The following is a 23,681-nucleotide window of genomic DNA, read 5'->3' as shown; positions in this document are numbered from 1 at the left end:
CATCCTCTTTCATTTCGGACATGCCCGTCTCCAGGTGGCCGACGCGCGACACGAGCTCGTCCATGCGTTTATGGACGACTGCCCGGCTTTCGGCCGACTTATCCTCGGATCGCTGTCCGCTCTCCTCGATCCGCCGGAGGGACTGCTGCAGCCCACGCATCCCCTCGGCGAGCTCGCCAAGCTGGCGATGGACATAGGCGTCATTTTCGGTCGGCGACATCTCTGCTCCTGCATCACGGGTCTTGACGCCCGTACAACCTGTTTTCATCATGCGATCGTCCGCCAAGACGACATGGGCAGCCACCCCAGCGAGGGAGACACGTCATGATCCAGCGCCATCTTCCAAAGGACAGCTTCATCGATCCTGCTGGTCTTTCGATGCTGGGGGGCGTGTTCGACGAGATATGCCGCCAACGGCAAATCGAAGCTGAGAGCGAGGCAGCATTCGCCTTGGCCAAGCAACTGCTCAGCCTATACAACGAGGGCATCCACGATCGCGCGAAGCTACTCGCAATGGCCGGGCATCCCGGTCAGGACTTGTTTGCCGGTGCGACGTAGGTCATCACCGCCGGCAGCAGCGTCGTGATGGCGTAGAGCGCGAGATAGCCGTACCAAGGCGTGCCTTCGGGCATGAACGGCAGGCCGATGGTTCCGGTGGCTGCACCGCCGGCGGCGGCGGCGATGGCTTTTGAAATCTTCTGCATGGTGGTTTCCTTTCGGGGTTAGGAGAGTTTTGCGTGCACTTCGGCGCGCATCTTGTCGCCGCAGGCTTTGGCGCCGACGGCGGAGGGGTTGAAGGCAAGGCGGGTGAAATCCCACTTGCCCCGCTGCGCGATGCCGAGATTGTTCTGCACCTCGGCATGGCTGAGGACGGTCTTGTCCGTGACAGGGATCGAGTAGCGTCGGCAGAGATCGGCGACGGCCGAGGTCATCGCGTCCCACTGCGCGCGCGTCATCGGATACTTGCCGGCCGAGAACGGACTTTCGATCGCCCCGCCCATGCAGCACATCGAAACGCCGATCGAGCCGGAATTGCAGTTGAGGGTGTGTGCCGCGTAGCCGGTTTTTGCAGGCGCCTCGTTGAGCTTGATCGACGGCTTTCCACGAATGGGCTTGCCGCTTCCCTCGATCAGGACGTGGTAGTGGCCGCGGTCCGTCTCGCTTGCCGTATGAGTGCCTGCGGTCCAGTGGACGATGACGCGCTGCATTTTCGCGTCCGGCATCCAGTCGGCCGGGATCAGAGTTGCCGGGCCGGGCTTTGCCGGCGCTGGCACCGGGTCGGCGCCAGCCCTTCGCGTCACCAATTCGTCAAGCGCCTTACTCATGGCGGCGACGGTTTCATCCCCGGGATCACCGTCAGCGCCGTATTTCGGCAGAGAGAACCCGAGCGCGAGCAAGCGCCGCTGGAGGTCCAGCACGTCAGTGGTCATGATGATGTCCTTTGAGGTGGATTGAACTGATTACGCGGCGGCCGCCGCAACGTCCGACCAGTCGACGGCGGCGGCTGTGCGTGCCGCGATCGCCGATGTTGCAGCCTGGACACTGGCCTTTGCTGCCAGCCGTCGCGTCTCGATCGTCGCTGAAACAGTGGTCCAGGCGACCGCCTGCGCGAGGATCTCTGTTGCCTTCTCGGCGCGCGTCATGTCGAACGCGGCAGCCTCGGCCGTCAGATGTGGCGTCTGCTCCGGCGGTAGATCCGGATCAGCCAGCAGAGCTTCCGCCTCCCGCCGCTTCTCCTGGTAGATCATGCCCTGGCCGGGCGCGTCGGTGATGAACAGCAGCCGGATCTCCCCGGCGCTGCGATCGATGTCCGCCTGCAGTTTCGCCTTGAGCGTAGGGAGGTCATCACGAAGGTCAAACCGCATCGGTGGCCTCGATCGTCAGGGTATGCGGAATGAACGGGAACGGCGGCGTGAGCCTGAACACGTAGGTTCCGGGGATATCCGTCGTGAAGGCGAAATCATCGCCATCCGTCACAGCTGCCTCGCCCCGGAACATTATCTCCGTACCGGCCGGCAGCGCGATCGTCACCTCGTCCTGCGCGTCGGCGGCAACGCTGTAGTTCGATGCGCAGGCCAGTTCCGGCCGAGGCGCAGGGGCGCCCTCGACCATATAGTGGGTCTCTCCGTCGACCGCTTCCGAATAGACGTAGTGATCGGGCCAGCCATCGAGTTGGTTGGCGACGCTGTCGGCAGGTGAGCACATCCCGCAGCACATGACCTCGCCCGTTTCAGGGTAGTAGATCGAATAGTTCGATTGGTTGGCATTCTGGACCATGCAGGGTCACCTCCGGAGGGCAGTCGCTTCGACGAAACGGTTGCGGAAGTTAAATTGAATTGTGTTGGTACGCGCTGTCTCGACGCGGATCTGGCAGTTGAAGGTGGTTGACGTGCGCCCGCTGGGGGGCGACCAGACCGAGTAAACCTGACAGTTGCCATAAGGTTGAATGCCGCTGAAGGTCTCAATAACGTTACCCGTATTCGAGTCCACCAGACGCATGCCCACAACTGGATAGTCTCCTTCGAGTTTCGGGATATCCGCGTCATGGGTGCAAATTCCCTTGATGAGGACCTTACCGGCTGTGTTGCCATGGGCCAGGGTCACTGAGCCGACACCCGACCAACTGTTGTTGACCGAGATGCCCGTCGTCGAGTTCGTGTAGGAGGTTGCGGCAACGGTGATCTGGTTATTGCCAATCTCTTCGTAGGTAATGTCGCCCAGCACCAGCTTGTCGGCGGTAATGACACGGGCGGAGATCTTGTTGGCAGTAATGGCGCCGTTCGCAATCTTGACCTGGGTGACCGCGTTGCTGGCAAGCTTGGCTTCGGTGACGGCGCCGTTTCCGAGTGCACCGACCGTGATCGAGTTGACCGCGAGCTTGTCCGCGATGATGGCGCCGTCGACGATCAGCTCCGAGTTCTTCTTGCGACGGACCAGCAAGTTGGCGGCATAGGCACTTCCGTCAGACGTGGTGCCCGCTGCACGACGCAGCTCAATACGACGGATCGAAACTGCTCCCGCCGGGGCTGTGAATGTGCCGGACTCAGTAAGCCAAGAGACGTGGTTGATGGTGTGGCTGAGGGTGCTAGTGCCCAGAGCGTTGCCGTCGGCGTCACTGTAGAACATGACAAGCTGGAAGGTACCGGCTGGGCTTGAACCACTGCCGGCGCAATCAAACTGGGCATGGAACTGGTCGCCTGCCGCGCACTGTATGCCCGCCGCAGTGTCCATGATGTCAGTCGTGGTTGTGGGCGGATATCGCACGATATTGGGCGAAGGTGCCGGGGGCCGATCCGTGCCGGGTCGAACTGCGATTGAAGCCCCACCACGAACAGTCCACCCATCAAGCGTGCCACTACCCGCCGTTGGACCAAAGAACCCGTTGGGGATGATGTTCTCGAAGTCGACCAGCACAAGCTCGCGGGCCGTTATCGAGTTCGCCACGAGCTTGTCAGACGTGACGCTGTCGGCCGCGATCTTCGCCCCGGTGATAGCCTCGGCCGCGATCTTGATGGTCGTTACCGAGTTCGAAGCCAACTCCGTCGCCGTGACCGTACCTGCGACGATATTTGCCGCCGTCACGCTGTCAGCTGCGAGCTTACCCGCAACCACAGCACCTGCCGCAATCTTCGCAGCAATGACGGAGTTCGTGGCAAGCTCCGTGGAGGTGATCGTGCCCGCAACAATGTTAGCCGCCGTCACCGCATCAGCCGCGATCTTGCCGGCAGTAATGGCGCCAGCCTGAATATTGCCGGCGGCCACAGCCAATGCAGCAATCTTGCCAGCAATGATCGCACCATCAACGATCATCTCGGCGCCGTTCATCCTTCGCAAGATGACATTGGTGAAGTACAAGGGGCCGTCGTTACCCCCGATCCGCTGCATCTGGAACCGATGCAATTTGGCGGCATTTGCCGGAGCCGTTATCGTTCCCGAGCCGGTGGTCCAACCGGTGTAGAGCTGTTGAGACAACCAAAGAGCGGTGAGGTAAACGTCGTCGGCGTCGTAGAAGATGATGCCAAACTGGGCCTGTGTGTAAGTGCCAGACCCAGCGGATGCCACGTCGGCAGATACGAAATATTGATCTCCCGGCTTGCAAGGAACTTGCAGAGAAAACTGAGCAGCCTGAGTGGCGGCGTCAGCAGGCAGAGCACCCACCCAATCAGCTATTGCAGGGGGACGAATTGATCCTGGGCTCACCGAAAAGGTCGAGCCAGACCATCCATCACCTTGCCCCCCTGTGAAGCTCCCGTTTGTAACCAGGTTGGTCAAATCGCTGAGCAGGATCTTGCCAGCCGTAATTGCGCCTGCCGCGATCTTGTCGGCGACGACGGCGTTGGCCACAAGCTTCGGCGTCGTAATCGCGCCGTCCGCAATCTTCGTTTCGGTAACAGCGTTGGTCGCCAGCTTGGCCGCGTCAACCGCGAGACCCGCAAGCTGAGCGTTCCCGACGGCCCCTGAGGCAATCTTCAGTTGGGTGATCGCGCCGACGGCGACCTTCGCCTCGGTCACTGCGTTGGCGGCAAGCTTCAGCTCACTGACTGCACTATTCGCGATCTTGGCGCTCGTGACAGCGACATCAGCCAGCGCCGCCTCCACGACAGCGTCGTTGTCGATCAGCTCCGTCTTGATTGCGTCCAGCTTGATCTTGGCGTCAGAGATCGCGCGGTCGGCGATCTTGAGTTCGGTGACGGCCTCGTCCATCAGCTTGGCGGCAGTGATCGCGGCGTCTGCGATCTTCTGAGCCGTGATAGCGCCGTCGAGAATGTCCTCGGCAATGAACTGAACGTCGGGCGTGGTCACCGGCAGCCACGTGCTCCAGGCGAACAGTTCGGTGTTGCCGTTCGTGATGAACTTGGCCCGGACTTCGTAGTCCTCATTCCCCACCAGCGAGAACGGGGCGATCAGCACCTGTCCGTCTTCAGGCTGGTCGAAGCGCCCGGCGAAGACCATCTCCTGATTGTCCTGCCGGCGCACCCGGAAGGCGATGGCGCGAACAGCAACATCGTCCGCGTCCCAGGGCCAGACGAGCAGGATTGCTGGCCGGCGGTCATTGCCGTTGGCATCCTTGACCGTGTCGGGGAACACGCCGAAGCCTGTCAGCACCTGCGGCTGCGGCTTGACGCGGCCGATGGGTCCGGTGCTGTCCGGCAGCTCGTAGTCGGTCGACCAGTCGTAGTCGCTGGGATCAAGCTCCGAGAAGGCGGCCGACTGATTGACGTTGTTCAGGTCATCGATGGCGCCAAGCTGGAAACGCTTGTTCTCGTAACCATTGCGTGCCGACGTCCACGAGATGACATCCAGCGGCTCCAGCAGCTTGGCGGCCGGCGTGAACACGCCCTGATGCGACCGGAAACGACGGTTGGCCTCCAGTGCTGCGCGCATCAGCCGTTGCACCTGGCGCTTGTAGGGCACGGCCTCATAAGTGAGGTTGGCGATCAGCCGGCGGCCGTCGTCTTCGTCCTCGAGGTCGGATCGATAGCGGGGCGGCGCATCCTTCGCGGCCCAGGCCTCCTCGGGCTCCGGATAGCTGGCGTGCGCACCGTTGTAGGTCTTCTCCAGGCCGGGGAACGGAGTGAAGCTCTGCGGCTCCGAGACGATGAGGTTTTCGTCGGTGAAGTAGTAGACCGGCATGCCGGGGTTACCGCAGACGGTCTTGTAGATGCCGCCGTTCTCCGCCGTCTTGCCGTTGCAGGCGCGGTCAAGCTTCTGGCAAAGCTCGATCGGTTCGAGGTCGCCCTTCACCTCATAGCCGCAGCGGAAGTTCTTTTCCGTGCCGCCGCCCTTCTTGTCCACCAGGCGGTCGCACTCGTTCATGGCGGCAAACCACGACGAGACGGGCAGTTGGAAGGCCCGCATGCCCTGGCCGCCATAGAACCACTCGCCACCGTAGTAGATGCCGCGCATCACGTTGTACTGGATGACCTTGGGATTGTCCGACCACTCATAGGTGCTGCGATCGCCCCAGCGATGCGGGCCGGAACCCCCAGCCGTCGTATCCTTGCGCGGATCGTAGACCTTGATACCCTCGATCACGAACACGCACCGCGGCGGGCCGGTGAGACGGTCGCGGCGAAACTGCCCGGTGACAACCGCATAGGCGACGCCGCGGCCGATCATCTCAGCCTCCCACGGCCGCTCGTCATGATCGCCGAACTCCTCGATCAGCAGCGGGTCGGCGTCCGTCTGTGTGCCGTCGTAGAACTTGATCCAGAGGGCGTTGTCCGTGCCGTCGGCATATTCTTTGATCGGGAAGCCCCAATCGCCGTACGACGTGTCGTCATAGTCGATCGTGACTTTTTCACCGTTGACGAACAGGTCGACGAGCCCGTTCACCGGCAGGTCGGAGAGCGAGATGACCTGCGTCAGATAGGCGTTTGGCGTCTTGCCGGATTTGCCCCAGGTGCCGACGTATTCCAGCTGCCCCTCCGTGGCGTACGTCCCCACGATGAAGGAAACCGGATTGTCGCCGCCGACCTGGATCTGTCCGCGAACACCAACCGGCTCCGGATCCTTCTGCATCGCCTTCGCCAGCAGGCTGGTACCGATCTTCAGCGCAAGGCCGAAAAGCGCCTGCCCGAACGCGCCGAGACTGCCGATCGTCGAGGCGATGGCAGTCACGAGCGCTGTGATCGGGTCGGCGTGCGCAGCCGAAGGCGTCGCCAGGACGAACCAGGCGGCCAGAAGGAGGACCAGAAATTTCATGGAGAACCCGGAGCGTTACGCCGATAGCCGGCGGCGACGGAGGAATGTCGAGAGAGGCTTATTCGGTGGCCGGCTCGGCAGGACGAACCGGTTCCTTCACGGCAGAGTGGGAGTGATCACCGTTGAAGACCACATCGCCCTCGTCGTCGTAGACGCGGACGCCCATGCCATCGACGACGCAGCGGGCGCCCTGGACGGTAAAGAGAAGTGCGCCGTCCTTGCGGATTTCATAGGTCTTGTTTGCCATGTCAGTGGTCCTTTCGTTGTTGAGATTGTCACTCGGCGGTGTCGCCATCGACGAGCACGGCCGGCACCTCGCCGGGCTCGTTGCCCATCATCGCGGCCACGAATTCGGGATCGTGCGGATTGAGGCGGTTGAGCGCTGCTGCGAGCTGCTGCGAGAGATGGTCGACAGCAGTCGCGAAGCGTTCGGCTTCGGCTTGCAGGAATGCGTTCTGAGACTTGAGGCTGCTGATGATCGTCTGAGACATGCTCGTTCCTTTCGAGGTGGAGAGACCGGCGCTACACGCGGAAGGCGCGGGTGGCCCGGAGAAGATCGACCAGCCCGAGGCCGAGGGCGCCCGGCTGGGTGACGTAGATGCGGGAACCCTGGACGATGCCGAGCCCCTGGCCGTCGTCGGCGTCGATGACGGCGATATCGCCCACCTGCGCCATGGAGGGATGGACTTCGGTGAACAGCGAGGCGACGTAGTCGACCTGATTGTCGAACCCGAGCTTCTTCAGCTGCAGCATCCCGCCGCGCCGCGTGCGGTAGCGGCCGAGGACGTCGGCATAGAGGTTGACCCCGGTCATCGCCTCGACCGCGCCGGCAGCGAACAGCGAGCAGTCGAACTCGCCATAGGCAAAGGGGCGGCGGAAAGCGCCGTCGATATAGGCGGACAGGCAGGAATACCAATCGTCTTTGCGGGTCATCGCCATCGCCTCACCCCATCGACTCGCCTTCGCGCTCGCCCCACCAGTATTGCCACTGGCCGGCGACGGTGTTGTATTGCCGGAACTTGTCCGCCGACCGGCGCTTCTGCGTCTCGTGGGACTTCTTTGCCGGGTTCGTCCGGGTCAGCATGCGGCTGTGCGACACGCAATCGAGCTGTATACCGCCATTCTGATTGATGGCCGGCGTGTTGATCGGGGCGCCATTCACCCAGCCGACAAAGTCGACGATCGCATCGCCGACCAGCTTGCGGGTCTCCAGATCGAGATATCCCTCATGGATCTCGATCGGCGCATGGCGAACGTCGTAGCCGCGAACGGCCAGTTGCACCGCTTCGCTGATCTGGCTGAGACCGACCCGCACCGTGCGCACTTCCAGTTCCGGCGTCCGGGTGATCGTGCCAACAGCCAGCAGGGATCCGGCGGCATGATAGGTCCGGGTCACCGGCAGGCCGGAAACGCCGTCGATCACGGACACGTCGACACTGTCCAGGCCGTTCCAGAACCCGACGTACTCCGCGGCCCCGGTGTCCCGGTTCCTGGCCTTGATCCATACGAAGTTGCGGGGGATGACGCCCTTGCCGGCGTTGAGATAGTTGCTGGTGTTGGAATCGACTGATTTGACCATTGTCAGCCCTGTTGGCGGGAATCGACTCCCGGTTGCGGATTTGCTTTGATGCCCCGCCAAACAACGGAGGGGATGATGAGTGACGAGGAAGCGGGCATAAGCGATGCGCAGAAACAGTTGGTGGAGCAGATCTCGGCCATCTCGATTGCATCGGCCGATTTGACCTGTCGGCTGGTATTCCGACTGGTCAATCTGAAAAAGCTATCACCAGGCGAAGCGCTGTTGATCCTCGGCGACCTTTCTGGACACACACGGGACCTGGCGATCCGGAATAAACACATCGAAGGTTCGGAGTTGGTTTACCACCACATCGCGGATCGGATTGATGCGCACTCTGATCAGCTGCAGAGAGAAACCGGAGCGACGGTACAGGTAAATCGGCGGCCAAAGCCTTGAAGTATGCGTTCGGGGTCAATTTCGACTCCTTGCTTCAATTATATGCTGATCAGCCCAGAACCCCACGGCCCCGTTCCGGCAAACGATCCAAGTGAATTTCGGCTTCATAGAAACTCCTTTTCTGGACAGAATGTCGCTTTCATTCAGATCACCTGCTGTGCCTGAAAGGACATGCCTTCGGTGATGTTTCGGCGGGCCGTTCCGGGCTCGAAGGAGCCGGGAACAATCCTCATCCGCGCGACCGGGCTTGTGAAGTCGAGGGCGATCCCCGTGGCGACGCCCGGCCTGAAGTGGGGCCGGACCTCGACCCCGCTTGCGACACCCGCGCCGTTCGCGGTGACCGGCGAGACAATTCGATGGAGCGCGAGCCGTTGCGTGCCGGAACCGTATGGGAAGAAGAACATGTCTCCGCCCGAGAGCTTGTAGCCGGCCGGAAGGTCCGAGATCTCCAACACCTTGTTGTTGCTGCTCAGCGACGAAATGATCGGCGTGGAGCCTGCGATCATAGTTCCGTTCGGGTCGGCGCGGGGGTAGCGATTGCGCGGGTCGTAGAGGTTGAAGGCGTTAATTGAGCCATCAAGGCTCTCGATAAGCGCCTGCACCTCAGCCGCGTCATCATGGCTCATGCGGATAAGCGTGACATCGGCACGCCACAGGCGCGGCGCGAGATCGGCAACGAGGAAATCGCCGCCGCCAGTCATCGAGCTTTCCTGATACTCCTGCAGCCACCAGCGAACGGTCTGGATGCGGAGCTTGTTGGCGAACTCGGACGCATTAAGGGGGTGGCTTAAGGCCATAGCTTATGCTCCCCGCGCATACGGATCGTCGTTGTACCGCTTGATGTCATCCTGCACGCCATTCCGGCGGTACTCGCCAAGCCCCTGCTGGACGGTGCTGGTGCTTTCCTCTCGAGAGATTTTCCTGACATGCGCATCCAGCGTGCCATCCTTTTTCATGAAGACCTCCACGTCGACCTTGACCGAGCCGCCGCCGTTGCTGTTCGCCGCGGACGAGAGCAGGTGTTCGGTCTTGTGGTTGGGGACCACCTGCGACCCACGCGGCAGATTGACGAGCTCGCGGCCACGCTCGCCGACGATCGCCAGGCCACCAGGTGCCGATTGCGTTCCGTCGGCAAACAGACCGGGCAGCAGGCTTCCGGAAACGGCCGCCGCCCACTGCGTTCCTGCGCCGTTGGTCAGGTTGCCCGCGAGATTTCCAAGCCATGTGCCAAATCCGCCGCCGCTGACGCCCCCGCCCGGAGCCGCCGGGAAGAGGCTGGCGAGATTGCTTCCCAGCGCACCGAGACCAGATCCGAACTGGCCGAGCCCCTGCGTCGCCCCGGTGGAGGTCGCCGTAAGACTTGCCAGCGCGTCCGAGGCTTCGGTTGCGCGGCGCACCTGCAGATCCACGGCGTTGAACCACCCTTTACCCACGCCGCCGCTGTAGTTCCCGGACAGCATCTCGAGCTGGGACTGTCCGTTGGACATTCGCGTCGCGCCGGTCGCAAAGCCGACATGACCGCCGGGCTGCGAGGCAGAAAGGCCGTTTGCCTTGAGGAGCACGTCGCCACGCAGCACTTGGCTCGGATCGATCTGACTGCCCCAGTTCTGGAATGAGTTGGCAACCAGCGAACCACTGCCGTCGACCCCGATCTGCTGCAGCGACGAGTTGACGAAAGCCGCACACCAGGCAGTGCGCGCGGCATCGATATCGACGCCGCCCTGCTTCAGGAAGCTGTTGATCTGTGACGCGTTCGTGGACTCGGTCGAACCCAGCAGCGTGCCAGCCAGATCGACGGCGGAGCCCGCACCGGAGACGTTCGAGTTTGCCGGGTTGAACATGCGCGTTGCGCCGGCCGCCGAACCGCGCGATCCGAAGATCGAGCCCACGAGCGAACCTGTGACACCACTGCCGCCACCACTACCGGCAGAGCCACTGCCGAACAGCGCGTTGGTGATGGCGTTGCCGACAGCCTCGAATGCCTTGTCCGCCCAATTGTTCAACTGATTGATGAGGGCGTTTTTCAGGGCATCGCCAAGCGCCTCGCCGATATCACCGCCGTTGCTCTCCAGCGCGCTCTTGAAGTCGGAGAAGAACGAGTTGACGGCGTCCTTCGTCTCCTGGATGCGCGCGTTCTCGCGCATCATTTGCGCTTCCTGCGACTGGAGATCGACCGGAAGACCAGCACCGCGCAACCTGACTGCGATGGCCTGGTCGGCACTCGACCGGAACATCTGTTCGCGCTCGAACATCAGATCCTGCTGCAGCTTTGCCTTCGCGGCAGCCTCGGCGGCAATGCGGTAGTCCTCGGCAAGCCCCTTGATCTCTTCGCGCTGCTGCGCCGTGACCTCGCGGCCCTTGTCCTGCGCCTTCTGCAAGAGATCGAGTTCAAACCGCAGCGCCTGCGCCGCAATGCCTGCCTGTCCCGAGACGTCGGCCTCAAGCCGCATCTGCGCCACGCGGTCGTTGGCGGTCTTGATCAGATCGCGATAGGCGTTCGCGGCGCGCTGTGCCTCGCTCTCGGCCTTCCTGTCCGGATCGCCGGCAAGCGGAGACGGCTTGCGCTCCGGAACAGGCACGCCGACCGTGACGCCGTCCGAGTTCGTGATCGTTGCAGGATCGGGATCGCGGTCGAGTTCGTAGAGCGGCCGGCGCTCCGGGACCGGCGTGGAGCCACGAGGACGGAAGGCATCGCTTTGGTAGGTGCGCCCGTCCTCGGAGAAGGTCGAGCCCGCAAGGATGTCCTGAACGGTGGAGCCACCAGCAGTCGCAGCGATCCACTCGTCGCGCGCCTTCTGGGCTGCCTCAAAGCTTCGATAGAACGCAGACGTGACATCGTCGACGCCGGCGCTGAAGTCCTTGAGCGCCTGAAGTCCGAACTTGGCGATGGCATCGTCGAGCGTGTTCCTGGCCCTGTCGAAGTCGGTAACCGTCGCTGTGCCGGCGGCGACGCGCTCCCTCAGATCGTCCCAGGCATAGCCCAGCGCACGCACGGTGTCGTCTGAGCCCGGTCGCGCCCGCAGCGCGGAGAAGGCCGAGACGGCCTTGTCGCGCAGTGCGTCCAGTTTCGGAGACATCTCCTCCAGGATCTTGGTGGCGAGCACCCCGCCGGCCTCGCGGCCCTGGTTCAGCTTGTCGGCGCGATCAAGTTCATCCACATAGGCCTTGAGCGCAGGCGTTGCGTCACCCCAGAGCTTGGCAGCGTTGCGGATGATGTCGTTCTGCTCCTTTAGAAGCTTGTTCGCCTTCTCGCTGGCGCTCTCCGCGGTCATGAAATACTGGATCAGCGCGGCGCTGCCCGCCACAAGACCAATCGTGATGAGTGAGAGCGGACTTATGACCGAGGCAAAGGCGGTAGCCAGAGCCGAGCCAGCGCTCTGCCCGCTCGCCTTCATCTGCTCGAATACCATCGACAGCTGCGTGCCCTGCTGCAGGGCGATTTGCAGCGGCGCCATGCCCATTGCCGCGGTGACGCCAATGTCCTGAAACTGCGCGGCGATGTTGGCGGTCTGGAAGCTCCCAGCGTTCATGTTTGCCGGTCGCTGGCCGAGGGCACCATTCTGGTTCGCAGGCGTGATCTTCTGCTGCGCCGCCAACCGGGTATTGGCCTGCTCGACAGCGCGGGCAAGATCCAGTTGGCCGCGCTGCGCGATCTGCGCAGCATCAGCCATCAGCCCGTATCGTTTATAGATGCCGTCGAGGATGACGGTCGCCTGCGTCATCTCGATCTTGCCGAGCTCGACGCCGCGCGTCAGCTGGTTGATGGCGGCATTGAAACGCTGCGCGGAGGCGAAGCCGTCGACATACTGCCGCGACAGCCGCGCAAGCACGTTGCCGGTCTGGCTGACCTTCTGGTCGGTTTCCGTGAACTGGAAGACGACCTCTTTGCCAGACGCGGCCATGGCCTTGTCTGCCGCGACCTTGCGGGCGGCGCCGGCGGTATAGCCGCTTTCGTCCATGCCGGCGACGACGCGAAGACTGCGAACCTCAGTGACCATTACCGCTTCGCCTCATCTTGCCTTTTCTGGCGTTCGTCGGCATCGGTCTTCTCCTTCTGGAGCTTCAGCCATTCGCCGTCGACGGCGTTCATGAACAGGTGGAAGTGGCGAAGATCGTCACCGTGGATTTGGTGATCGCGCGCATACTGGCTGAGGGCGAGGTAGCTGATCGGCCCCTCGCCCCCGAATGCCCCATAGAAGCGGTCGTATTGAAGCGCGTCGAAGGCGCGGAAATAGAGTTCGTGCCAAAGCTCCGGCTCGAACTCCTCGTCGTCTCCCTCCGGCTGCAACCATTCCTCGTCGGGAAAGGCTGCGGCCAGTTCGTCGAGCCATTCAAAGAAGGCGACCGCCCCCGCCCGCTTTATGCGACTGCGGAAGGCTTTGCGGAGTTTCCCACTTCGTCCTCGACGAACTCGATATCCGTCTCGGAGACCCTGCCGGCGCAGTATTCGACGGCGGCGACCACGTTGCGGTATTCGGGGTCGGTCATGATCTCCAGCGCCATGTCCATCGAATAGGCGACGTCCAGACCGCGCCAGCCGTGCAGGATGTGCTTGGCGTAGAGTTTGCCCAGTTCCGTCGTCATGACCGCAGACGGGATCGCCGTCTTCTTGTGCTGCCGCGACAGACGCTTGAAGAGGATATCACGGGCGGTCTGGTAGGCCGGCAGGTGGAGCGACGAGACATTGAATTCCACGCCGGGCCAGTCCGGAAACTCGATCCAGTCGCCTTTTTCTTCGCGCTTCAGATCTGCCTTGAGAGAGGAAAGCTTTACGACCATCAGAGATTACCTTTGGGGATGGAGACGAGGCCCTTCTCACGCATCAGCTGCGCGAAGCCGGCCGGGACCGGGGCGCTTTCCACCCCGGCGATGAACTGGACCGGCGTTTTCCCATCCGGGTAGCCGGTGAAGGAAACCGCCGGAACAAAGGTTTCGGCAGGCGTCGAGGACGGAAGTTCACGCTTTCTGGTCATGCCGGCGTCCGCGTGATCGTGATGGAGGCGCCCGATGTGCCGTCGTAGCGCGCCTGGAATGGCACTTCGAGCAGCACAGCCCGCCCGTTGCCGCCCACGGTCGGCCCGCCGTCGAGAAGCTTCACCTTCGGCAAGGCGATGGCGTAGGAATTGCCCAGTTCGTCGGTGAGCGTCGTGGAAAGTGCCACGTCGTCATGATCGAGAATGGCCTTGTAGGTGTCCATGTTCTCGAACAGCGTCGTCAGCGAACCCGTCACCTCGAAGCGACCGAGGCCGTGCGAATAGGGCTCGTAGGAGCCGATGACGTCGTTCGCATAGATGTTGTTGCGGATGCTGACGTTCATCGCCTGCACCTTCGGCGCATTGGCGATCCCGGTGAAGGACATGGCGGAGACGTTGAGGCCAGCATTCATGACCGGCGTATCGGTCGCAGCCGTATACGTGGCCCCAGACAAGATCGCGCTCGTCGGAGCGGGCGAGCGGAGGCCCATGATGCCCCAGTTCGCGCCGATCGACTGCCTCGAAGAAAGGCGAAGGTCCAGCGTGTTCCAGCGGCAGCCGACGTAGCGAATGAACGTGTCCGTCGCGCCCTGCTCGAACATCTTTTCCAGCGTGCCCGCCTGGTGCAGAACGCCGTTCTTCAGGACGTTGGTCGCCCAGTTGGCGCAGAGCAGCCGTTCGAACCATGTGTCGTAGGTTCCGTAGGACAGCAGCGTGTTGATGGTGCCCTGAACCATCCGGCCGACGTCGACGATCGAGGCGACGTTGCGGTCGGCGCGGATCTCGTCGGGAATGTCCGTCTGCTTGGAAATGCGGATGTCCGACGACACATAGCGCATGGTCTGGAACGTGGGAGTGGCCGGCGTGGTGCCGATGACGGCTTCCGTCACGTCGGCAAGGCGGACCTGTGAGCCGTCAGCTACGGTCATGGTAAGCTCCTGTGGTTGAGAGTGCCGCGTTACGGCGTGGGAAGGCTGGTGATGTCGCGGCGATACCAGCGGATGGTCGCTGCGATGGAGAAGTAGCCGGGGAAGTCCTGGCCGGGCTCACCCGCTCCGATCGACATTTCCGGCATGAACAGCGAGCCGATCGGCTGCTCGCGAAATAGGTTGAGGAGGTCATTCGCCCAGACGCGTGCCTGGCGGCTGCCTTCGCCCGATTTGGTCATGACATGCAGGTAGGTCACGCCCTCTTCGAGGAACTGGTTCGCCTGCGGTGCTCCGAATGTCTCCTGCGCGTAGCTGTCTCCGTAGATCTCGACGAAGACGAACGGCGCGCCGGCATCGAGCAGGTGTTGCGCGAACTCGTTTTCGAAGACGAGCGCGGTTGCCGCCCAAGCCGTCTTCAAACGGTTCTCGAAGGCGTCGAACGTTGCGGGGCTTGCCATGTGTCAGACCTGATTGATGACGACGGCGGGATAGGTGATCGGCATGTCGGCTTGCCTGTCCCTGCGCGGGGCGAGCGTGGTGCGGCCGGCCCGGAAGGCGCTGGATCGGTTGCTCGTCTTCGCGGCGACGCCTGCCCCGCTTCCCTTCAGGATGTACGGCATGGCCGGATGAAGGCCCGACCCCATTTCCAGCCAGCGCGTCTCGAAGCTGAACGCCGATGAATTGCGCCCCTCGTTGCCGAAAGCTCTTGCCAACGCCCGCTTCGTGCCGTCGAAGATGGCAAAGCGTTTCGTGCTGAGGACGCCGCCTTCTGCCTTGCGGATGTACGGCTGGAAGTTCGTGATAATCACTTCGTCCTCAGCCCCGATGCCGTCGAAATTGGTGACGATGGCGCCCCGGACGATGACGATGAAGGAATTCCGGAACCGGCCACTCTTGACGGGTGACCGCTTACGCAGTTCCTCGAGCGCAAAGGTGATGATCGGCTCCCATAGCGAAAACTCGTAGACGATCGGTCCGGGAAGCTGCACCGCCTCCTCAGGCAGGCCGCGCCGGCTGTTCACGTACCGCTCAAAGCGAGGGCTCGCCCTTCCCGAGGCGATGATCTCGGAGACGCTGCGTTTGGCAAACGCGGCGAGCGCGACGCGGATGGCCTCCGGTTCCAGTCCCTCGGTCGCCATCCGCAGCTCCCGGTCGAAAGCATCGAACCCAGCCATCAGCCGGCCACGATCATATCGGTTCGAACCCAGACGTTCGCCATCAGGATCGGCTTGGAGACTTTCACCTGGCGATGCCGCCCTTGAATGACGACCTTGTCAGTGGTTCTCGGTACCCGCGGATCAACAACGCTGCCAGACACAATGTTGTCGTCCTGCCCCGGCCAGCCAGCGGCGGCGATCTCTGTTGGCGACAGCGTGACGCTGAGGTCGTTTTGCGTGATGGTCCCTGCTATCTGATCGGCGGAGACGGCTCGCACAAGTGCCCGACACGCTACCTCAACCTTGACGCTCGCCGCGCTGCGCTTCACCATGCGGCTGATCACGATGTCCTCGCCGCGACGCGAGAGCGCAGCGTCCAGGCGGGCAATGGAGCCGGCCGGAGTGTCGGAAAGCTGAAGCATCAGGCCACCGGATTGAAGAAGCGACCCAGACGGGCCATGAATTCGGGCGGCAGGCCAGCAGTATCAGCGCCCGGCGTGGAGCCGACCCACCGGTCTGTTTGGACGGTCTCGACATCGACGATCTCGACCCTCGTCGACTTCACAAGAGGATCGATCGAGGCTTGCGAGAGCCGGAGGCGGACGAGGTCCACGGCCACGCCGGCCAGGCTGAACGGCACCGTTTCAAAGCCGGCCTCGTACTCGACGACAATTTCGCGCGCGCTCCAGAACGACTGATGCCCATCGACCCACCGATAGAGAAGGCCGGGCTCGGAACGCAGTGCCCGCGCATCCAGCGTGACCGGCCTACCGTCTTCCGTGATGGTGAGGATTTTCACGTTGTGGCGGCGCGCGAGGACGAGAACGTCGCGACCGTAGCCGCAGAACGTCTCCTTGACCGTCTCGCGTCGCAATGTCGGTTCGGCGCCCTCTTCCTCCTCCGTTTCCCCGACCGAAATCCGGCAGGCCTCGACGATCTCGGCAGACACGCGTTTGCCAAGCTCCGTCAGCTCCGCGTCCCGGCTCGTGTCATTGGCGGCGAGGCCGGCGGCGGAGCGAAGGGCCTCGATCGGCGCAAGCAACAGATCCTCTGCCGGCGTGCTGATCTGGAGGAAGGAGGTAGCCATCAGCCGCGTTTCTCGTTCGCACGCGGCTTCACGGCGCGCTCAGTCGGCTTTTCGTTGACGGGAACGGCATAGCCTGCCTCGACAAGACGCGACGCCTCCTTGCTGTCGAAGCGATCGGTCTCCTCGTTCGGAGAAAGCGCGAAGTTGATGCCGGCCAGGCCGACAAGCATCCTGATTTTCATGATCGCCTCCATGGGAGATAGGCGAGCGGCCCGAAAGCCGCCCGCTTCTGTTTCGCCGCTTACGTGGCGGCCGTGATGAGGTGCTTGATGGCGGCGGTATCACCGAGCTCACCGTCGAACCGGATCAGGCCGGCAATGCCGAGATCCGGCCAGAAGCGTTCGCGAAGAACGCCGATGACCGGAGACCCGACCTTGCGGACGAAGTACTTGGAGAAGTCGCCGAACAGCATGACCTTCTTGGCCGCTGCCAGCGCGTCCATGTCGTCGTTGATGCTGTAGGCGTAGCCAAGCAGCGTGCCCGGCTGCGACGTCTTCACGTCACCCATCTGCCAGAGGTAGTTGCCCTGGCCGTCCTTCAGCTTGCGGATGGCGGCGAGCGTGGTATCGGCGAACATGAACCGAGCCTTCGGTGAACGGCGGTATGCCGAATTGACCGAGTGCAGCAGATCGATGATCTCGTCGGCAGTGATCGCACCCGTTGCGGCTGCAGTTCGGCCGAGCGAGGACGCCGTCGCAACGCCGTTCGGATCACCGGTGCCGTCGCCGACCGTCAGTTCCTTGTTGGCGATGCGGGCGAGACGTTCGCCGAGGAGCGAGCCGATCAGGCTTTCCATGTTGAAGACGGAATCATGTGCCAGCTCCATCGAGAACTTCACGAACTCGGTGTCGTACACGTAGGCATCGAGGCGCTTCTGCGCGAAGGTCGCATCCTTGCCGCCGTCGTCGGTCAGCGCAGTGCCTTCCGTGTGCTTTTCCGCGGTGACGGCGGTGTCATCGACGGTCGGAAGGTTGATCTGGTTGCCGGATGCCGTGTTGAGGACGGTGCAGATGTCCTCGTCGTACATCGGGCCCCAGTCCTTCATCGTCTTGATGATCTGGTCGGCGAGTTCCACCGGCACGGTATAGCCGCCGGGGCCGCCGCTGGTCGTGACCTGCGTGCGGAACTCCTCCTTGGCGACGACACCGGCCTTCAGAACGGCGCGTTCCTCGCTGGTGAGTTCCATGGGATCGGCGCCGCAGGCAAGGAACTTGTGGAAGACATGCCGGTATTCCAGCTTGTCGCCCTCGTCCTGGCCACGGCCCTCACCGTCATTGGTGGAGACGGGACGCTTTTTCGCCCGCTCCTCCTCCGAGCGCTTTTCGAGGCGGGCAAGGTTTTCCTCGCGCTCGATCTGCTTTTCGAGGCGGTCGTGTTCGGCCATGGCCGCGTCATGCGCCGTTTCCAGTTCCTTCGCGCGCGCCTCATCGGTCGCCGCATTGATCTGGTCGAGACGTTCGCGAGCTTCGGTGACGATGGTCGCCTGTTTCTCGCGCAGTTCCTTGATCCGATTGCTCATCGGTTCATCCTTTCAACGATGTGTTGTGGGATTGGGCTTCGGCGCGAGGCCTAGGCTTTACTCCTCGCCCGCGTCTGCAGGTCGAGGGAAACTTTCATGCCGACGCGATGGGCGGCGGCGTTGAAATTCTGCTGGCGCTTTTCCTTGCGCGCCGCATCCAGGGAGCGCATCGCTACGCTCGTGCCTTCATAGGCGGGCTCGGAAACGATGCTGACCTCGCCGATTTCGACTTCGAGCAGGGTGCGAAGGGGCTTTTCGCCGGATTCGTCCCACATCTCCCTGACAACATTGAACCGGAACGACATTCCCGAGACGTCGCCGCGCTCGATCAGCGTGCGGACGTCGCGGCCGTCAGAGGTGTCCGGAAGGTCGATCTCAACGGCGAGGCCCTTGGCATCTTCCTTCACCCGCAGCGTACCCGCCGACACTCGGCCGAGGACGCGCCCCCGGTCGTGGTTGAAATAGGCGCGCACATCGGCAGTTTTCAGCGAGTTCGTGAAGGCACCGCGTGCGATGACCTCGTCGAAGTATCCCGCAATGTCGGCGACCTCACCGAAGATCACGGCGTAGCCGGTAGCTGTCGTCTTTTCACCATCGGCGCGATGCTCGACCGGTGAGACGAGCGACCGGACTTCGGTCTCAGGCATTGTCATCGTTCTTGTCTCCGTCGATGTCGTCGGCTGATTTGGCAGGGCCCGCCGGCTGCTGGCCGAGCACGACCGTTGCGCCCTGCACCAGAAGCTCGTCCGCGGACGGGTTCTTGTGCTTCGGACGGTTCTCCAGCGCACGCGCCTCGTTCGGCGTAAGCTGTCCAGTCTGGATGCCGCGTGCGATGCCCTCGATCCGGCTCTTGAAGTCCCCGCGCATCAGGCCGTCCAGATTGTGTTCCACGTACTGGCGGCCACTGAACCGCCCGAACAGCTTCAGGTTCATTTCGCCCTCGTAGGCCGACACCCATTGGCCGATCAGATGCTTGACGAGATGCAAATCCTGCTGCTCGGCATTGTTCAGTGTCGCCCGGGTAAGATCCTGCAGGAACACTGGCGGCAACTGCCAGCTGCGGGCGATTTCCTCGACCTGAAACCGGCGCGCGTCCGTCATCTGGCCTTTTTCCGGGTCGATCCCGACCGCATTCAACTCGTGCCCCGGCGGAACCGGGAAGATCGGTTTGCTGCTCTTCTTGGCCTCCTGGATGGCGTCGTGGACGTCGGCAAGTGCACGCTGCACGTTCTTACCAGTGGCGCCGGCCCCGGTGAGTGCCAACGGCGGGACGCCGCCGCCTGCAAAGAAGGTGCTGCCATAGTCGTTCATGGCGATGGCAAGCTGGATCGCCTTCGTTGCCATGGCGATCGGGCCGCGGTGCGAAATCTGGTCCTCTTTCAGCATGAACGGGACGTCGATCACGTCCTCGGCCGGGTATTCCTTGTTCTCGTACTTGTAGACCAGCGAGAAACCGGAGCGCCGGATCGTCGTCTTTCGCGGGTTCATCGGCCAGAGTGCTTCGATCTGGTTGCCGTTCCGCTCGATCCAGGCCAGCCCGCGGCCGCCGGTAAACACCTGCTGCCAGAACCACTGGTCAAACTTGAACTTGTCCATCAACGGGTTCGGGTTCTCGTGGAGAACCATGGCCGTCCGGCCGCTCATCCGCTCGGCACCGTCCTTCGTCCGCCGATAGGCGTGGCGGGGGATCGCCGCCATGGTGCGCGATAGGAAGGTAACCGCAGCCAGCACGGCCGGCACCGTCAAGGCGGATTCGATCGTGACGCTCGGAAGATTGACCGACTGGAGACCGAAGAACGCGAGGAAGTTGCTGTCACTCACCGGAACGGACGGGTTTTCCGGCGAGTTCGCAGAGCGGGTTTCCCTGCTGATGTTGAAGCCTAGGAGTTTCATCGTGCCACCAGTGAGAAGTTAGGATCATCCCAGGGCGACACAGGCGCCTGATACGTCTCCACGACCTCGCTGGCGCCGGCGAGCATCGCCAGCACCACAAGGCCGTCAATTCTGCCGCGCTGCGCCTTCTTGACGAAGAAGCGGTTGTTCTGCGGGTCCGCCTGAATGGCCGCGTTGCCGGAACACCATTTTGTCACCGGGCTTTCGTCGATCGCGATCTGCTTCGTCAGGATCATGTCTTCGAGCTGCTGGAGGCTGCGCGGCATCCAGAGTGCCTTTTTCGACTGCATGCCCATCCGGCCTTGGCCATGGATCATGATCTTGAGACCGGAGCCGTACTCCTCTTCAGGCGACCACACCCAGGTTTCGAGGCCGATACGGTCGCACGCCTGGCGGAAATCAGTCAGGAATGCGGGGTCCACGACCATGACCTCGACGTCGAAGTCATTGACCAGTTTCTGCACCTCGGCCGCCACGAAATCGTACTCGATCGAACGGCCGGGGACGGCATTGATCAGCTTTGCCGCTGCCCACTCGACATATTGGGCGTGATCCTCTTTGGCCCGCTCGGCGAGCTTGTATTCGGGCTTCCAGTATCGGATGCTGGCATGAAGCACCTCGTCATCGTCCCGGAAGCCGATGCCAAGCGCGGTAAGGTCGTTCTTCTTTGACAGATCGAGCGACAGGAACACCGTCCGGTGCTTCGCCTGCCTCATGTCGACTTTCTGCTGAACCCCTTCCCAAGCATCCAGATCGATCCAGTATTCCGACGAGCCGACCGGCACGCCGAAGTAGAGCCTTTCCGTCTGCAGCCGCGTCCCCACAGAATGCCGAGAGGAGTTGACCTCAATCCGGACGTTCTCGATCGGAAACGTGATGCCGAGGCACGGCATGGACTTCGGCCAGCAGCTTTCGTCCTCGAACGGTTTGTCCTTCGCATCCACCCTGGCGATGAATGCGAATGCTGAATCGTCATCCGCCTCGCCGCGCAAGATGCGCTGATGCGTCTCGCTCCATTCGGTGGCGATGACCTGGTCGGCGGCCGGCGTGTTCGTGCTCATCCAGAGCAGGAAGTCGCCCGGCATCTTCGCGCCTGCAGAGCGCCAGGTCTTCAACGGGCCGTCCGACTTCCATTCATGGATCTCGTCCGCCGCGACAAACGATGGCCGCGGGCCGTTCACCTTCTCGTCACCTGCAAGCGCCCGAAACTTGGACCCGCTGGCCGGATGCTCCAGCATCCATGTCATGTCGCCAGTGCCGCGCGGCAGGACGTCGCCGCGGCCAACGAGCGATTCACCTTCATATGCCGCGTCTGGCATCTCGGCGTTTGCCATCGCGACGGCATCACCGAATAGGACGTTCGCCTGGTTCCGGTCCTTCGCGATCGCGTAGCATTCGGCGCGCGGGATGCCGCGATAGGCCAGCGTGTAAAGGCCGATGGCAGCAGCTACCGGCGATTTGATCTGGCCCTTCCCCGCCTCGACCCAAGCGGTGCGGAACCGGAGCCGGCTGCTTTCCTTCCGGAACCATCCGAACAGCGATCCGACGACGAACGTGGTGTAGCTCGGCAGGTTGAACGGCTCGCCAGCCTTGGCGCCGGCCGTCACGGTCAGCATCGCCGGGAAGAAGCCAAGCGCATGGGCTGCCTTCTCCGGACGCCACACCAGGCCGCGCTTGTGGCCGTTCTCCAGATCGTCGAGGTGGCGCCGGCAAGCGCGTACCGCAAACTCGCCAGCAACAATCCGCCCTTCCACGACATCGCGTGCCCAGGCGGTCGTCGGATCAGCCGGCGCGGCTGGTGTAGGCATCTGCTGCCCTCGGCTTGGCCTTCTTCCGTTTGACGGGCACCAGCTTGCCGCGCCGCGTCGGTGTAAGCCCCAGTTCTCCCTCCGCAGTCGCGATGATCTCAGCGCTCTGCCGGAGGACCGTCCAATAAGCGGAATGCGACGGCACCTTTGTCTTCCTTGCTGGAACGACGGCCCCCTGTTCGGCGACAGTATCTGCCGTGCGATCGTAGATGATGCGGAACACAACAAGCCTTTTGATCGCATGGCCATTGGCAACGGTCAGCGCCTCGGCCTCCTTGAGTTCCGTGACAATCGCTGTCCATTCCTCATGGGCGCGGATAACCTCGGCAGCATCCGAGAATGTCAGGGACCAATCCGGCTCTGGGGGCGTCCCTGCCCCACCATCGATAGCGGTCAGAATGCTCATGGGGCGAAACTCCCCCTTTCCAAATTTCTTGCCACTGCAAACGATGGCCCCGGATGGTCGGGCCCCCTAGCCGCCCTTGAAGGCGACCCTCCCCCTCCCCGATGTTTCACGCGATGTGTTTCACGGGGTCCGCATCAGGTCCGGTGCCATGGGTGGTTCGGGTCGAGCGGCGTCCCGTCCGATCGGGCACCCTTCACTATCAGTCTGCCGTCCTGCCTGCGCTTCCCTGCGGCCGTCTCCTTCACGAGGGCGTCGTGGTAGCCGCAGAGCGTCCGGGTGTTGCCCAGCACGTCATAGGCGGTCGGGTGATCGACGTTCGGGCGACGCTTGATGTGGTCGCAGGTGAGACGGTGTGTCGGTGTCTGGCAGCCAGGTACGATGCAGCGCCATCCGTCCCGCTCGTGTGTCGCTTTCTTCAGCGCTCTCCAGTGGGTGGAGCGGTAGTAGGTGTTACGTGCCACGAAATGGATCCTCAAGACCGGCCAGCACCGATCCTCTTGCCGCCTCTCGACATGTTTGATTTCCTAATGCAAGCTTTGATTGTTTTTCAAAGGAGCACGGCAGCATGACCGAAGATGAAGAGCGGGAGTTCGACGCATTGGCGGCTCGCCTCAACGAGATCAACCGCGAGGTCGCATCCTACGTACCTTCGTTTCGACAAGCAGGCGGCGGCATGGCGCAAGCGCGAGCGGACGCAGCTACATGGTTGGGCGTTTTGGACCCGCTGTTTGAGGAACATGCGCGGGTTGTTGATAGGCTTCGTGAATTGAGTAGCAAATAGAAGAAAGTCATTCTCCGCCCGCTGCCGTCAATACTACGGATAGAACAGGGCGGGCTCAGGCGCTACCCTTGGGTGGCGGGGTGCAAACTTCGAGGCTGGGGCTTCCCCACTCCGCGCCGTAGACCGGTATGTTGACCCGTTCCGCGCCTCGCTATCAGGCTTGTGGCCTCCTGTTGGAGCACCTTGCCTGCCGGTCTGTCGATTCATCATAGGCCCGGTTGACCGGAAGCGAACCTATGACTAGCCGGGGTTAACCCGGCGCTGGGTAACTGATCAGGACGGGACGACTGGGCACATCCCCCCGGTCTTCACGAACAACTGTCCGCCGTCCTGAATGGTTGCGCCGTATGCATCCGACGACTTCGCGGGAACCGGACGAACCGAAGGGCCGCGCGCCCCGCCGATGAGAAATTCCCATCAGCAACCTATGCCGGGAGGCTGGGCATTA

Annotated in this window: 30 protein-coding genes; 3 read left to right on the top strand and 27 right to left on the bottom strand. The window is 62.6% G+C overall.

What is annotated here, in order from left to right:
* Window positions 1–271: DUF1515 domain-containing protein (locus OCK02_RS19495; RefSeq protein ID WP_263814478.1), on the bottom strand; the 271-nt coding region annotated here is incomplete at its 3' end.
* Window positions 272–324: 53 nt separating this feature from the next.
* On the opposite strand from OCK02_RS19495, the gene OCK02_RS19490 reads away from it, so the two are divergent.
* Window positions 325–558 (top strand): hypothetical protein, encoded by a 234-nt coding sequence (locus OCK02_RS19490; protein ID WP_263814477.1) that lies wholly within the window; start codon window positions 325–327, stop codon window positions 556–558.
* Here OCK02_RS19490 and OCK02_RS19485 read toward each other — a convergent pair.
* Genes OCK02_RS19485 through OCK02_RS19445 form a run of 9 tightly spaced genes read right to left on the bottom strand, consistent with a single transcriptional unit; the run spans window position 531 to window position 8,284 of the window.
* Window positions 531–704 (bottom strand): hypothetical protein, encoded by a 174-nt coding sequence (locus tag OCK02_RS19485; RefSeq protein WP_263814476.1) that lies wholly within the window; start codon window positions 702–704, stop codon window positions 531–533. The two genes, OCK02_RS19490 and OCK02_RS19485, sit on opposite strands and share 28 nt — an antisense overlap.
* An 18-nt stretch (window positions 705–722) precedes the next feature.
* On the bottom strand, window positions 723–1,430 hold the full coding sequence (locus OCK02_RS19480; RefSeq protein WP_263814475.1) for an N-acetylmuramoyl-L-alanine amidase: 708 nt from the start codon (window positions 1,428–1,430) through the stop codon (window positions 723–725).
* A gap of 30 nt (window positions 1,431–1,460) precedes the next feature.
* Window positions 1,461–1,865 carry a hypothetical protein gene (locus OCK02_RS19475; protein WP_263814474.1) on the bottom strand — a complete coding sequence of 135 codons (405 nt, stop codon included), beginning with the start codon at window positions 1,863–1,865 and terminating at the stop codon, window positions 1,461–1,463.
* Window positions 1,855–2,277: a hypothetical protein gene (locus OCK02_RS19470; RefSeq protein ID WP_263814473.1), complete on the bottom strand. Its 423-nt coding sequence runs from the start codon at window positions 2,275–2,277 to the stop codon at window positions 1,855–1,857. Before OCK02_RS19470 ends, OCK02_RS19475 begins: the two co-directional genes overlap by 11 nt.
* A 6-nt stretch (window positions 2,278–2,283) precedes the next feature.
* A complete protein-coding gene (locus tag OCK02_RS19465; protein ID WP_263814472.1) occupies window positions 2,284–6,705 on the bottom strand; it encodes a phage tail protein in 4,422 nt (1,473 codons plus the stop codon).
* A gap of 58 nt (window positions 6,706–6,763) precedes the next feature.
* Entirely contained in the window at window positions 6,764–6,952 is a 189-nt protein-coding gene (locus OCK02_RS19460) for a hypothetical protein (protein WP_263814471.1), read from the bottom strand.
* Between the two features lie 28 nt (window positions 6,953–6,980).
* A complete protein-coding gene (locus OCK02_RS19455) occupies window positions 6,981–7,196 on the bottom strand; it encodes a hypothetical protein (protein ID WP_263814470.1) in 216 nt (71 codons plus the stop codon).
* Between the two features lie 31 nt (window positions 7,197–7,227).
* Window positions 7,228–7,638: a DUF6950 family protein gene (locus tag OCK02_RS19450; RefSeq protein WP_263814469.1), complete on the bottom strand. Its 411-nt coding sequence runs from the start codon at window positions 7,636–7,638 to the stop codon at window positions 7,228–7,230.
* Window positions 7,639–7,648: 10 nt separating this feature from the next.
* On the bottom strand, window positions 7,649–8,284 hold the full coding sequence (locus OCK02_RS19445; protein WP_263814468.1) for a hypothetical protein: 636 nt from the start codon (window positions 8,282–8,284) through the stop codon (window positions 7,649–7,651).
* 75 nt (window positions 8,285–8,359) lie between these two features.
* Between OCK02_RS19445 and OCK02_RS19440 the strand changes: the two genes are divergently transcribed.
* Window positions 8,360–8,680 carry a hypothetical protein gene (locus OCK02_RS19440; RefSeq protein WP_263814467.1) on the top strand — a complete coding sequence of 107 codons (321 nt, stop codon included), beginning with the start codon at window positions 8,360–8,362 and terminating at the stop codon, window positions 8,678–8,680.
* A gap of 143 nt (window positions 8,681–8,823) precedes the next feature.
* On the opposite strand, the gene OCK02_RS19435 is transcribed toward OCK02_RS19440, so the two are convergent.
* The 17 genes from OCK02_RS19435 to OCK02_RS19355 form a co-directional block, all read right to left on the bottom strand.
* Entirely contained in the window at window positions 8,824–9,477 is a 654-nt protein-coding gene (locus OCK02_RS19435) for a hypothetical protein (protein WP_263814466.1), read from the bottom strand.
* A 3-nt stretch (window positions 9,478–9,480) separates the two neighbouring features.
* The gene (locus OCK02_RS19430) at window positions 9,481–12,639 is read right to left on the bottom strand and encodes a phage tail length tape measure family protein (RefSeq protein ID WP_263814465.1); all 3,159 of its coding nucleotides are present in this window, start codon (window positions 12,637–12,639) and stop codon (window positions 9,481–9,483) included.
* Window positions 12,640–12,677: 38 nt separating this feature from the next.
* Window positions 12,678–12,968 (bottom strand): hypothetical protein, encoded by a 291-nt coding sequence (locus OCK02_RS19425; protein ID WP_263814464.1) that lies wholly within the window; start codon window positions 12,966–12,968, stop codon window positions 12,678–12,680.
* 71 nt (window positions 12,969–13,039) lie between these two features.
* Window positions 13,040–13,459 (bottom strand): hypothetical protein, encoded by a 420-nt coding sequence (locus tag OCK02_RS19420; RefSeq protein WP_263814463.1) that lies wholly within the window; start codon window positions 13,457–13,459, stop codon window positions 13,040–13,042.
* Window positions 13,459–13,653 (bottom strand): hypothetical protein, encoded by a 195-nt coding sequence (locus tag OCK02_RS19415; protein WP_263814462.1) that lies wholly within the window; start codon window positions 13,651–13,653, stop codon window positions 13,459–13,461. The genes OCK02_RS19420 and OCK02_RS19415 overlap by 1 nt, the downstream gene beginning before the upstream one ends.
* The gene (locus tag OCK02_RS19410) at window positions 13,650–14,582 is read right to left on the bottom strand and encodes a phage tail tube protein (RefSeq protein WP_263814461.1); all 933 of its coding nucleotides are present in this window, start codon (window positions 14,580–14,582) and stop codon (window positions 13,650–13,652) included. The genes OCK02_RS19415 and OCK02_RS19410 overlap by 4 nt, the downstream gene beginning before the upstream one ends.
* A gap of 29 nt (window positions 14,583–14,611) precedes the next feature.
* Entirely contained in the window at window positions 14,612–15,040 is a 429-nt protein-coding gene (locus OCK02_RS19405) for a hypothetical protein (protein ID WP_263814460.1), read from the bottom strand.
* Window positions 15,041–15,043: 3 nt separating this feature from the next.
* Window positions 15,044–15,721 (bottom strand): hypothetical protein, encoded by a 678-nt coding sequence (locus OCK02_RS19400; protein ID WP_263814459.1) that lies wholly within the window; start codon window positions 15,719–15,721, stop codon window positions 15,044–15,046.
* A gap of 35 nt (window positions 15,722–15,756) precedes the next feature.
* Complete coding sequence (locus OCK02_RS19395) at window positions 15,757–16,161, bottom strand: hypothetical protein (protein ID WP_263814458.1); 405 nt, start codon at window positions 16,159–16,161, stop codon at window positions 15,757–15,759.
* Window positions 16,161–16,826, bottom strand: coding sequence for a hypothetical protein (locus tag OCK02_RS19390; RefSeq protein ID WP_263814457.1), 666 nt, complete (start codon window positions 16,824–16,826; stop codon window positions 16,161–16,163). Before OCK02_RS19390 ends, OCK02_RS19395 begins: the two co-directional genes overlap by 1 nt.
* Entirely contained in the window at window positions 16,826–17,008 is a 183-nt protein-coding gene (locus OCK02_RS19385; RefSeq protein WP_263814456.1) for a hypothetical protein, read from the bottom strand. Before OCK02_RS19385 ends, OCK02_RS19390 begins: the two co-directional genes overlap by 1 nt.
* Window positions 17,009–17,067: 59 nt before the next feature.
* A complete protein-coding gene (locus OCK02_RS19380) occupies window positions 17,068–18,345 on the bottom strand; it encodes a phage major capsid protein (RefSeq protein WP_263814455.1) in 1,278 nt (425 codons plus the stop codon).
* Window positions 18,346–18,395: 50 nt separating this feature from the next.
* Window positions 18,396–18,998: an HK97 family phage prohead protease gene (locus tag OCK02_RS19375; RefSeq protein ID WP_263814454.1), complete on the bottom strand. Its 603-nt coding sequence runs from the start codon at window positions 18,996–18,998 to the stop codon at window positions 18,396–18,398.
* Window positions 18,985–20,238 carry a phage portal protein gene (locus OCK02_RS19370; RefSeq protein ID WP_263814453.1) on the bottom strand — a complete coding sequence of 418 codons (1,254 nt, stop codon included), beginning with the start codon at window positions 20,236–20,238 and terminating at the stop codon, window positions 18,985–18,987. Before OCK02_RS19370 ends, OCK02_RS19375 begins: the two co-directional genes overlap by 14 nt.
* Window positions 20,235–22,046 carry a terminase large subunit gene (locus OCK02_RS19365; protein ID WP_263814452.1) on the bottom strand — a complete coding sequence of 604 codons (1,812 nt, stop codon included), beginning with the start codon at window positions 22,044–22,046 and terminating at the stop codon, window positions 20,235–20,237. Before OCK02_RS19365 ends, OCK02_RS19370 begins: the two co-directional genes overlap by 4 nt.
* A complete protein-coding gene (locus tag OCK02_RS19360; RefSeq protein ID WP_263814451.1) occupies window positions 22,021–22,452 on the bottom strand; it encodes a P27 family phage terminase small subunit in 432 nt (143 codons plus the stop codon). The genes OCK02_RS19365 and OCK02_RS19360 overlap by 26 nt, the downstream gene beginning before the upstream one ends.
* 134 nt (window positions 22,453–22,586) lie before the next feature.
* Window positions 22,587–22,913 (bottom strand): hypothetical protein, encoded by a 327-nt coding sequence (locus OCK02_RS19355; protein ID WP_263814450.1) that lies wholly within the window; start codon window positions 22,911–22,913, stop codon window positions 22,587–22,589.
* A gap of 104 nt (window positions 22,914–23,017) precedes the next feature.
* Between OCK02_RS19355 and OCK02_RS19350 the strand changes: the two genes are divergently transcribed.
* Window positions 23,018–23,233 (top strand): hypothetical protein, encoded by a 216-nt coding sequence (locus tag OCK02_RS19350; RefSeq protein ID WP_263814449.1) that lies wholly within the window; start codon window positions 23,018–23,020, stop codon window positions 23,231–23,233.
* Window positions 23,234–23,681 lie beyond the last annotated feature (448 nt).

The organism is Rhizobium sp. TRM96647, from assembly GCF_025780115.1.
In the GTDB taxonomy this organism is placed as follows: Bacteria; Pseudomonadota; Alphaproteobacteria; order Rhizobiales; family Rhizobiaceae; genus Mycoplana.
This window is presented reverse-complemented; position numbering and strand designations above follow the sequence as displayed.

What these genes read in the sequence shown, in the direction of transcription:
- OCK02_RS19465 (WP_263814472.1), bottom strand. Translation starts at nt 6,705, where the DNA reads ATGAAATTTCTGGTCCTCCTTCTGGCCGCCTGGTTCGTCCTGGCGACG.
- OCK02_RS19390 (WP_263814457.1), bottom strand. Translation starts at nt 16,826, where the DNA reads ATGGCTACCTCCTTCCTCCAGATCAGCACGCCGGCAGAGGATCTGTTG.
- OCK02_RS19435 (WP_263814466.1), bottom strand. Translation starts at nt 9,477, where the DNA reads ATGGCCTTAAGCCACCCCCTTAATGCGTCCGAGTTCGCCAACAAGCTC.
- OCK02_RS19430 (WP_263814465.1), bottom strand. Translation starts at nt 12,639, where the DNA reads ATGGACGAAAGCGGCTATACCGCCGGCGCCGCCCGCAAGGTCGCGGCA.
- OCK02_RS19385 (WP_263814456.1), bottom strand. Translation starts at nt 17,008, where the DNA reads ATGAAAATCAGGATGCTTGTCGGCCTGGCCGGCATCAACTTCGCGCTT.
- OCK02_RS19450 (WP_263814469.1), bottom strand. Translation starts at nt 7,638, where the DNA reads ATGACCCGCAAAGACGATTGGTATTCCTGCCTGTCCGCCTATATCGAC.
- OCK02_RS19445 (WP_263814468.1), bottom strand. Translation starts at nt 8,284, where the DNA reads ATGGTCAAATCAGTCGATTCCAACACCAGCAACTATCTCAACGCCGGC.
- OCK02_RS19350 (WP_263814449.1), top strand. Translation starts at nt 23,018, where the DNA reads ATGACCGAAGATGAAGAGCGGGAGTTCGACGCATTGGCGGCTCGCCTC.
- OCK02_RS19490 (WP_263814477.1), top strand. Translation starts at nt 325, where the DNA reads ATGATCCAGCGCCATCTTCCAAAGGACAGCTTCATCGATCCTGCTGGT.
- OCK02_RS19475 (WP_263814474.1), bottom strand. Translation starts at nt 1,865, where the DNA reads ATGCGGTTTGACCTTCGTGATGACCTCCCTACGCTCAAGGCGAAACTG.
- OCK02_RS19370 (WP_263814453.1), bottom strand. Translation starts at nt 20,238, where the DNA reads ATGAAACTCCTAGGCTTCAACATCAGCAGGGAAACCCGCTCTGCGAAC.
- OCK02_RS19380 (WP_263814455.1), bottom strand. Translation starts at nt 18,345, where the DNA reads ATGAGCAATCGGATCAAGGAACTGCGCGAGAAACAGGCGACCATCGTC.
- OCK02_RS19410 (WP_263814461.1), bottom strand. Translation starts at nt 14,582, where the DNA reads ATGACCGTAGCTGACGGCTCACAGGTCCGCCTTGCCGACGTGACGGAA.
- OCK02_RS19405 (WP_263814460.1), bottom strand. Translation starts at nt 15,040, where the DNA reads ATGGCAAGCCCCGCAACGTTCGACGCCTTCGAGAACCGTTTGAAGACG.
- OCK02_RS19365 (WP_263814452.1), bottom strand. Translation starts at nt 22,046, where the DNA reads ATGCCTACACCAGCCGCGCCGGCTGATCCGACGACCGCCTGGGCACGC.
- OCK02_RS19400 (WP_263814459.1), bottom strand. Translation starts at nt 15,721, where the DNA reads ATGGCGACCGAGGGACTGGAACCGGAGGCCATCCGCGTCGCGCTCGCC.
- OCK02_RS19375 (WP_263814454.1), bottom strand. Translation starts at nt 18,998, where the DNA reads ATGACAATGCCTGAGACCGAAGTCCGGTCGCTCGTCTCACCGGTCGAG.
- OCK02_RS19440 (WP_263814467.1), top strand. Translation starts at nt 8,360, where the DNA reads ATGAGTGACGAGGAAGCGGGCATAAGCGATGCGCAGAAACAGTTGGTG.
- OCK02_RS19485 (WP_263814476.1), bottom strand. Translation starts at nt 704, where the DNA reads ATGCAGAAGATTTCAAAAGCCATCGCCGCCGCCGCCGGCGGTGCAGCC.
- OCK02_RS19415 (WP_263814462.1), bottom strand. Translation starts at nt 13,653, where the DNA reads ATGACCAGAAAGCGTGAACTTCCGTCCTCGACGCCTGCCGAAACCTTT.
- OCK02_RS19460 (WP_263814471.1), bottom strand. Translation starts at nt 6,952, where the DNA reads ATGGCAAACAAGACCTATGAAATCCGCAAGGACGGCGCACTTCTCTTT.
- OCK02_RS19420 (WP_263814463.1), bottom strand. Translation starts at nt 13,459, where the DNA reads ATGGTCGTAAAGCTTTCCTCTCTCAAGGCAGATCTGAAGCGCGAAGAA.
- OCK02_RS19395 (WP_263814458.1), bottom strand. Translation starts at nt 16,161, where the DNA reads ATGCTTCAGCTTTCCGACACTCCGGCCGGCTCCATTGCCCGCCTGGAC.
- OCK02_RS19360 (WP_263814451.1), bottom strand. Translation starts at nt 22,452, where the DNA reads ATGAGCATTCTGACCGCTATCGATGGTGGGGCAGGGACGCCCCCAGAG.
- OCK02_RS19470 (WP_263814473.1), bottom strand. Translation starts at nt 2,277, where the DNA reads ATGGTCCAGAATGCCAACCAATCGAACTATTCGATCTACTACCCTGAA.
- OCK02_RS19480 (WP_263814475.1), bottom strand. Translation starts at nt 1,430, where the DNA reads ATGACCACTGACGTGCTGGACCTCCAGCGGCGCTTGCTCGCGCTCGGG.
- OCK02_RS19455 (WP_263814470.1), bottom strand. Translation starts at nt 7,196, where the DNA reads ATGTCTCAGACGATCATCAGCAGCCTCAAGTCTCAGAACGCATTCCTG.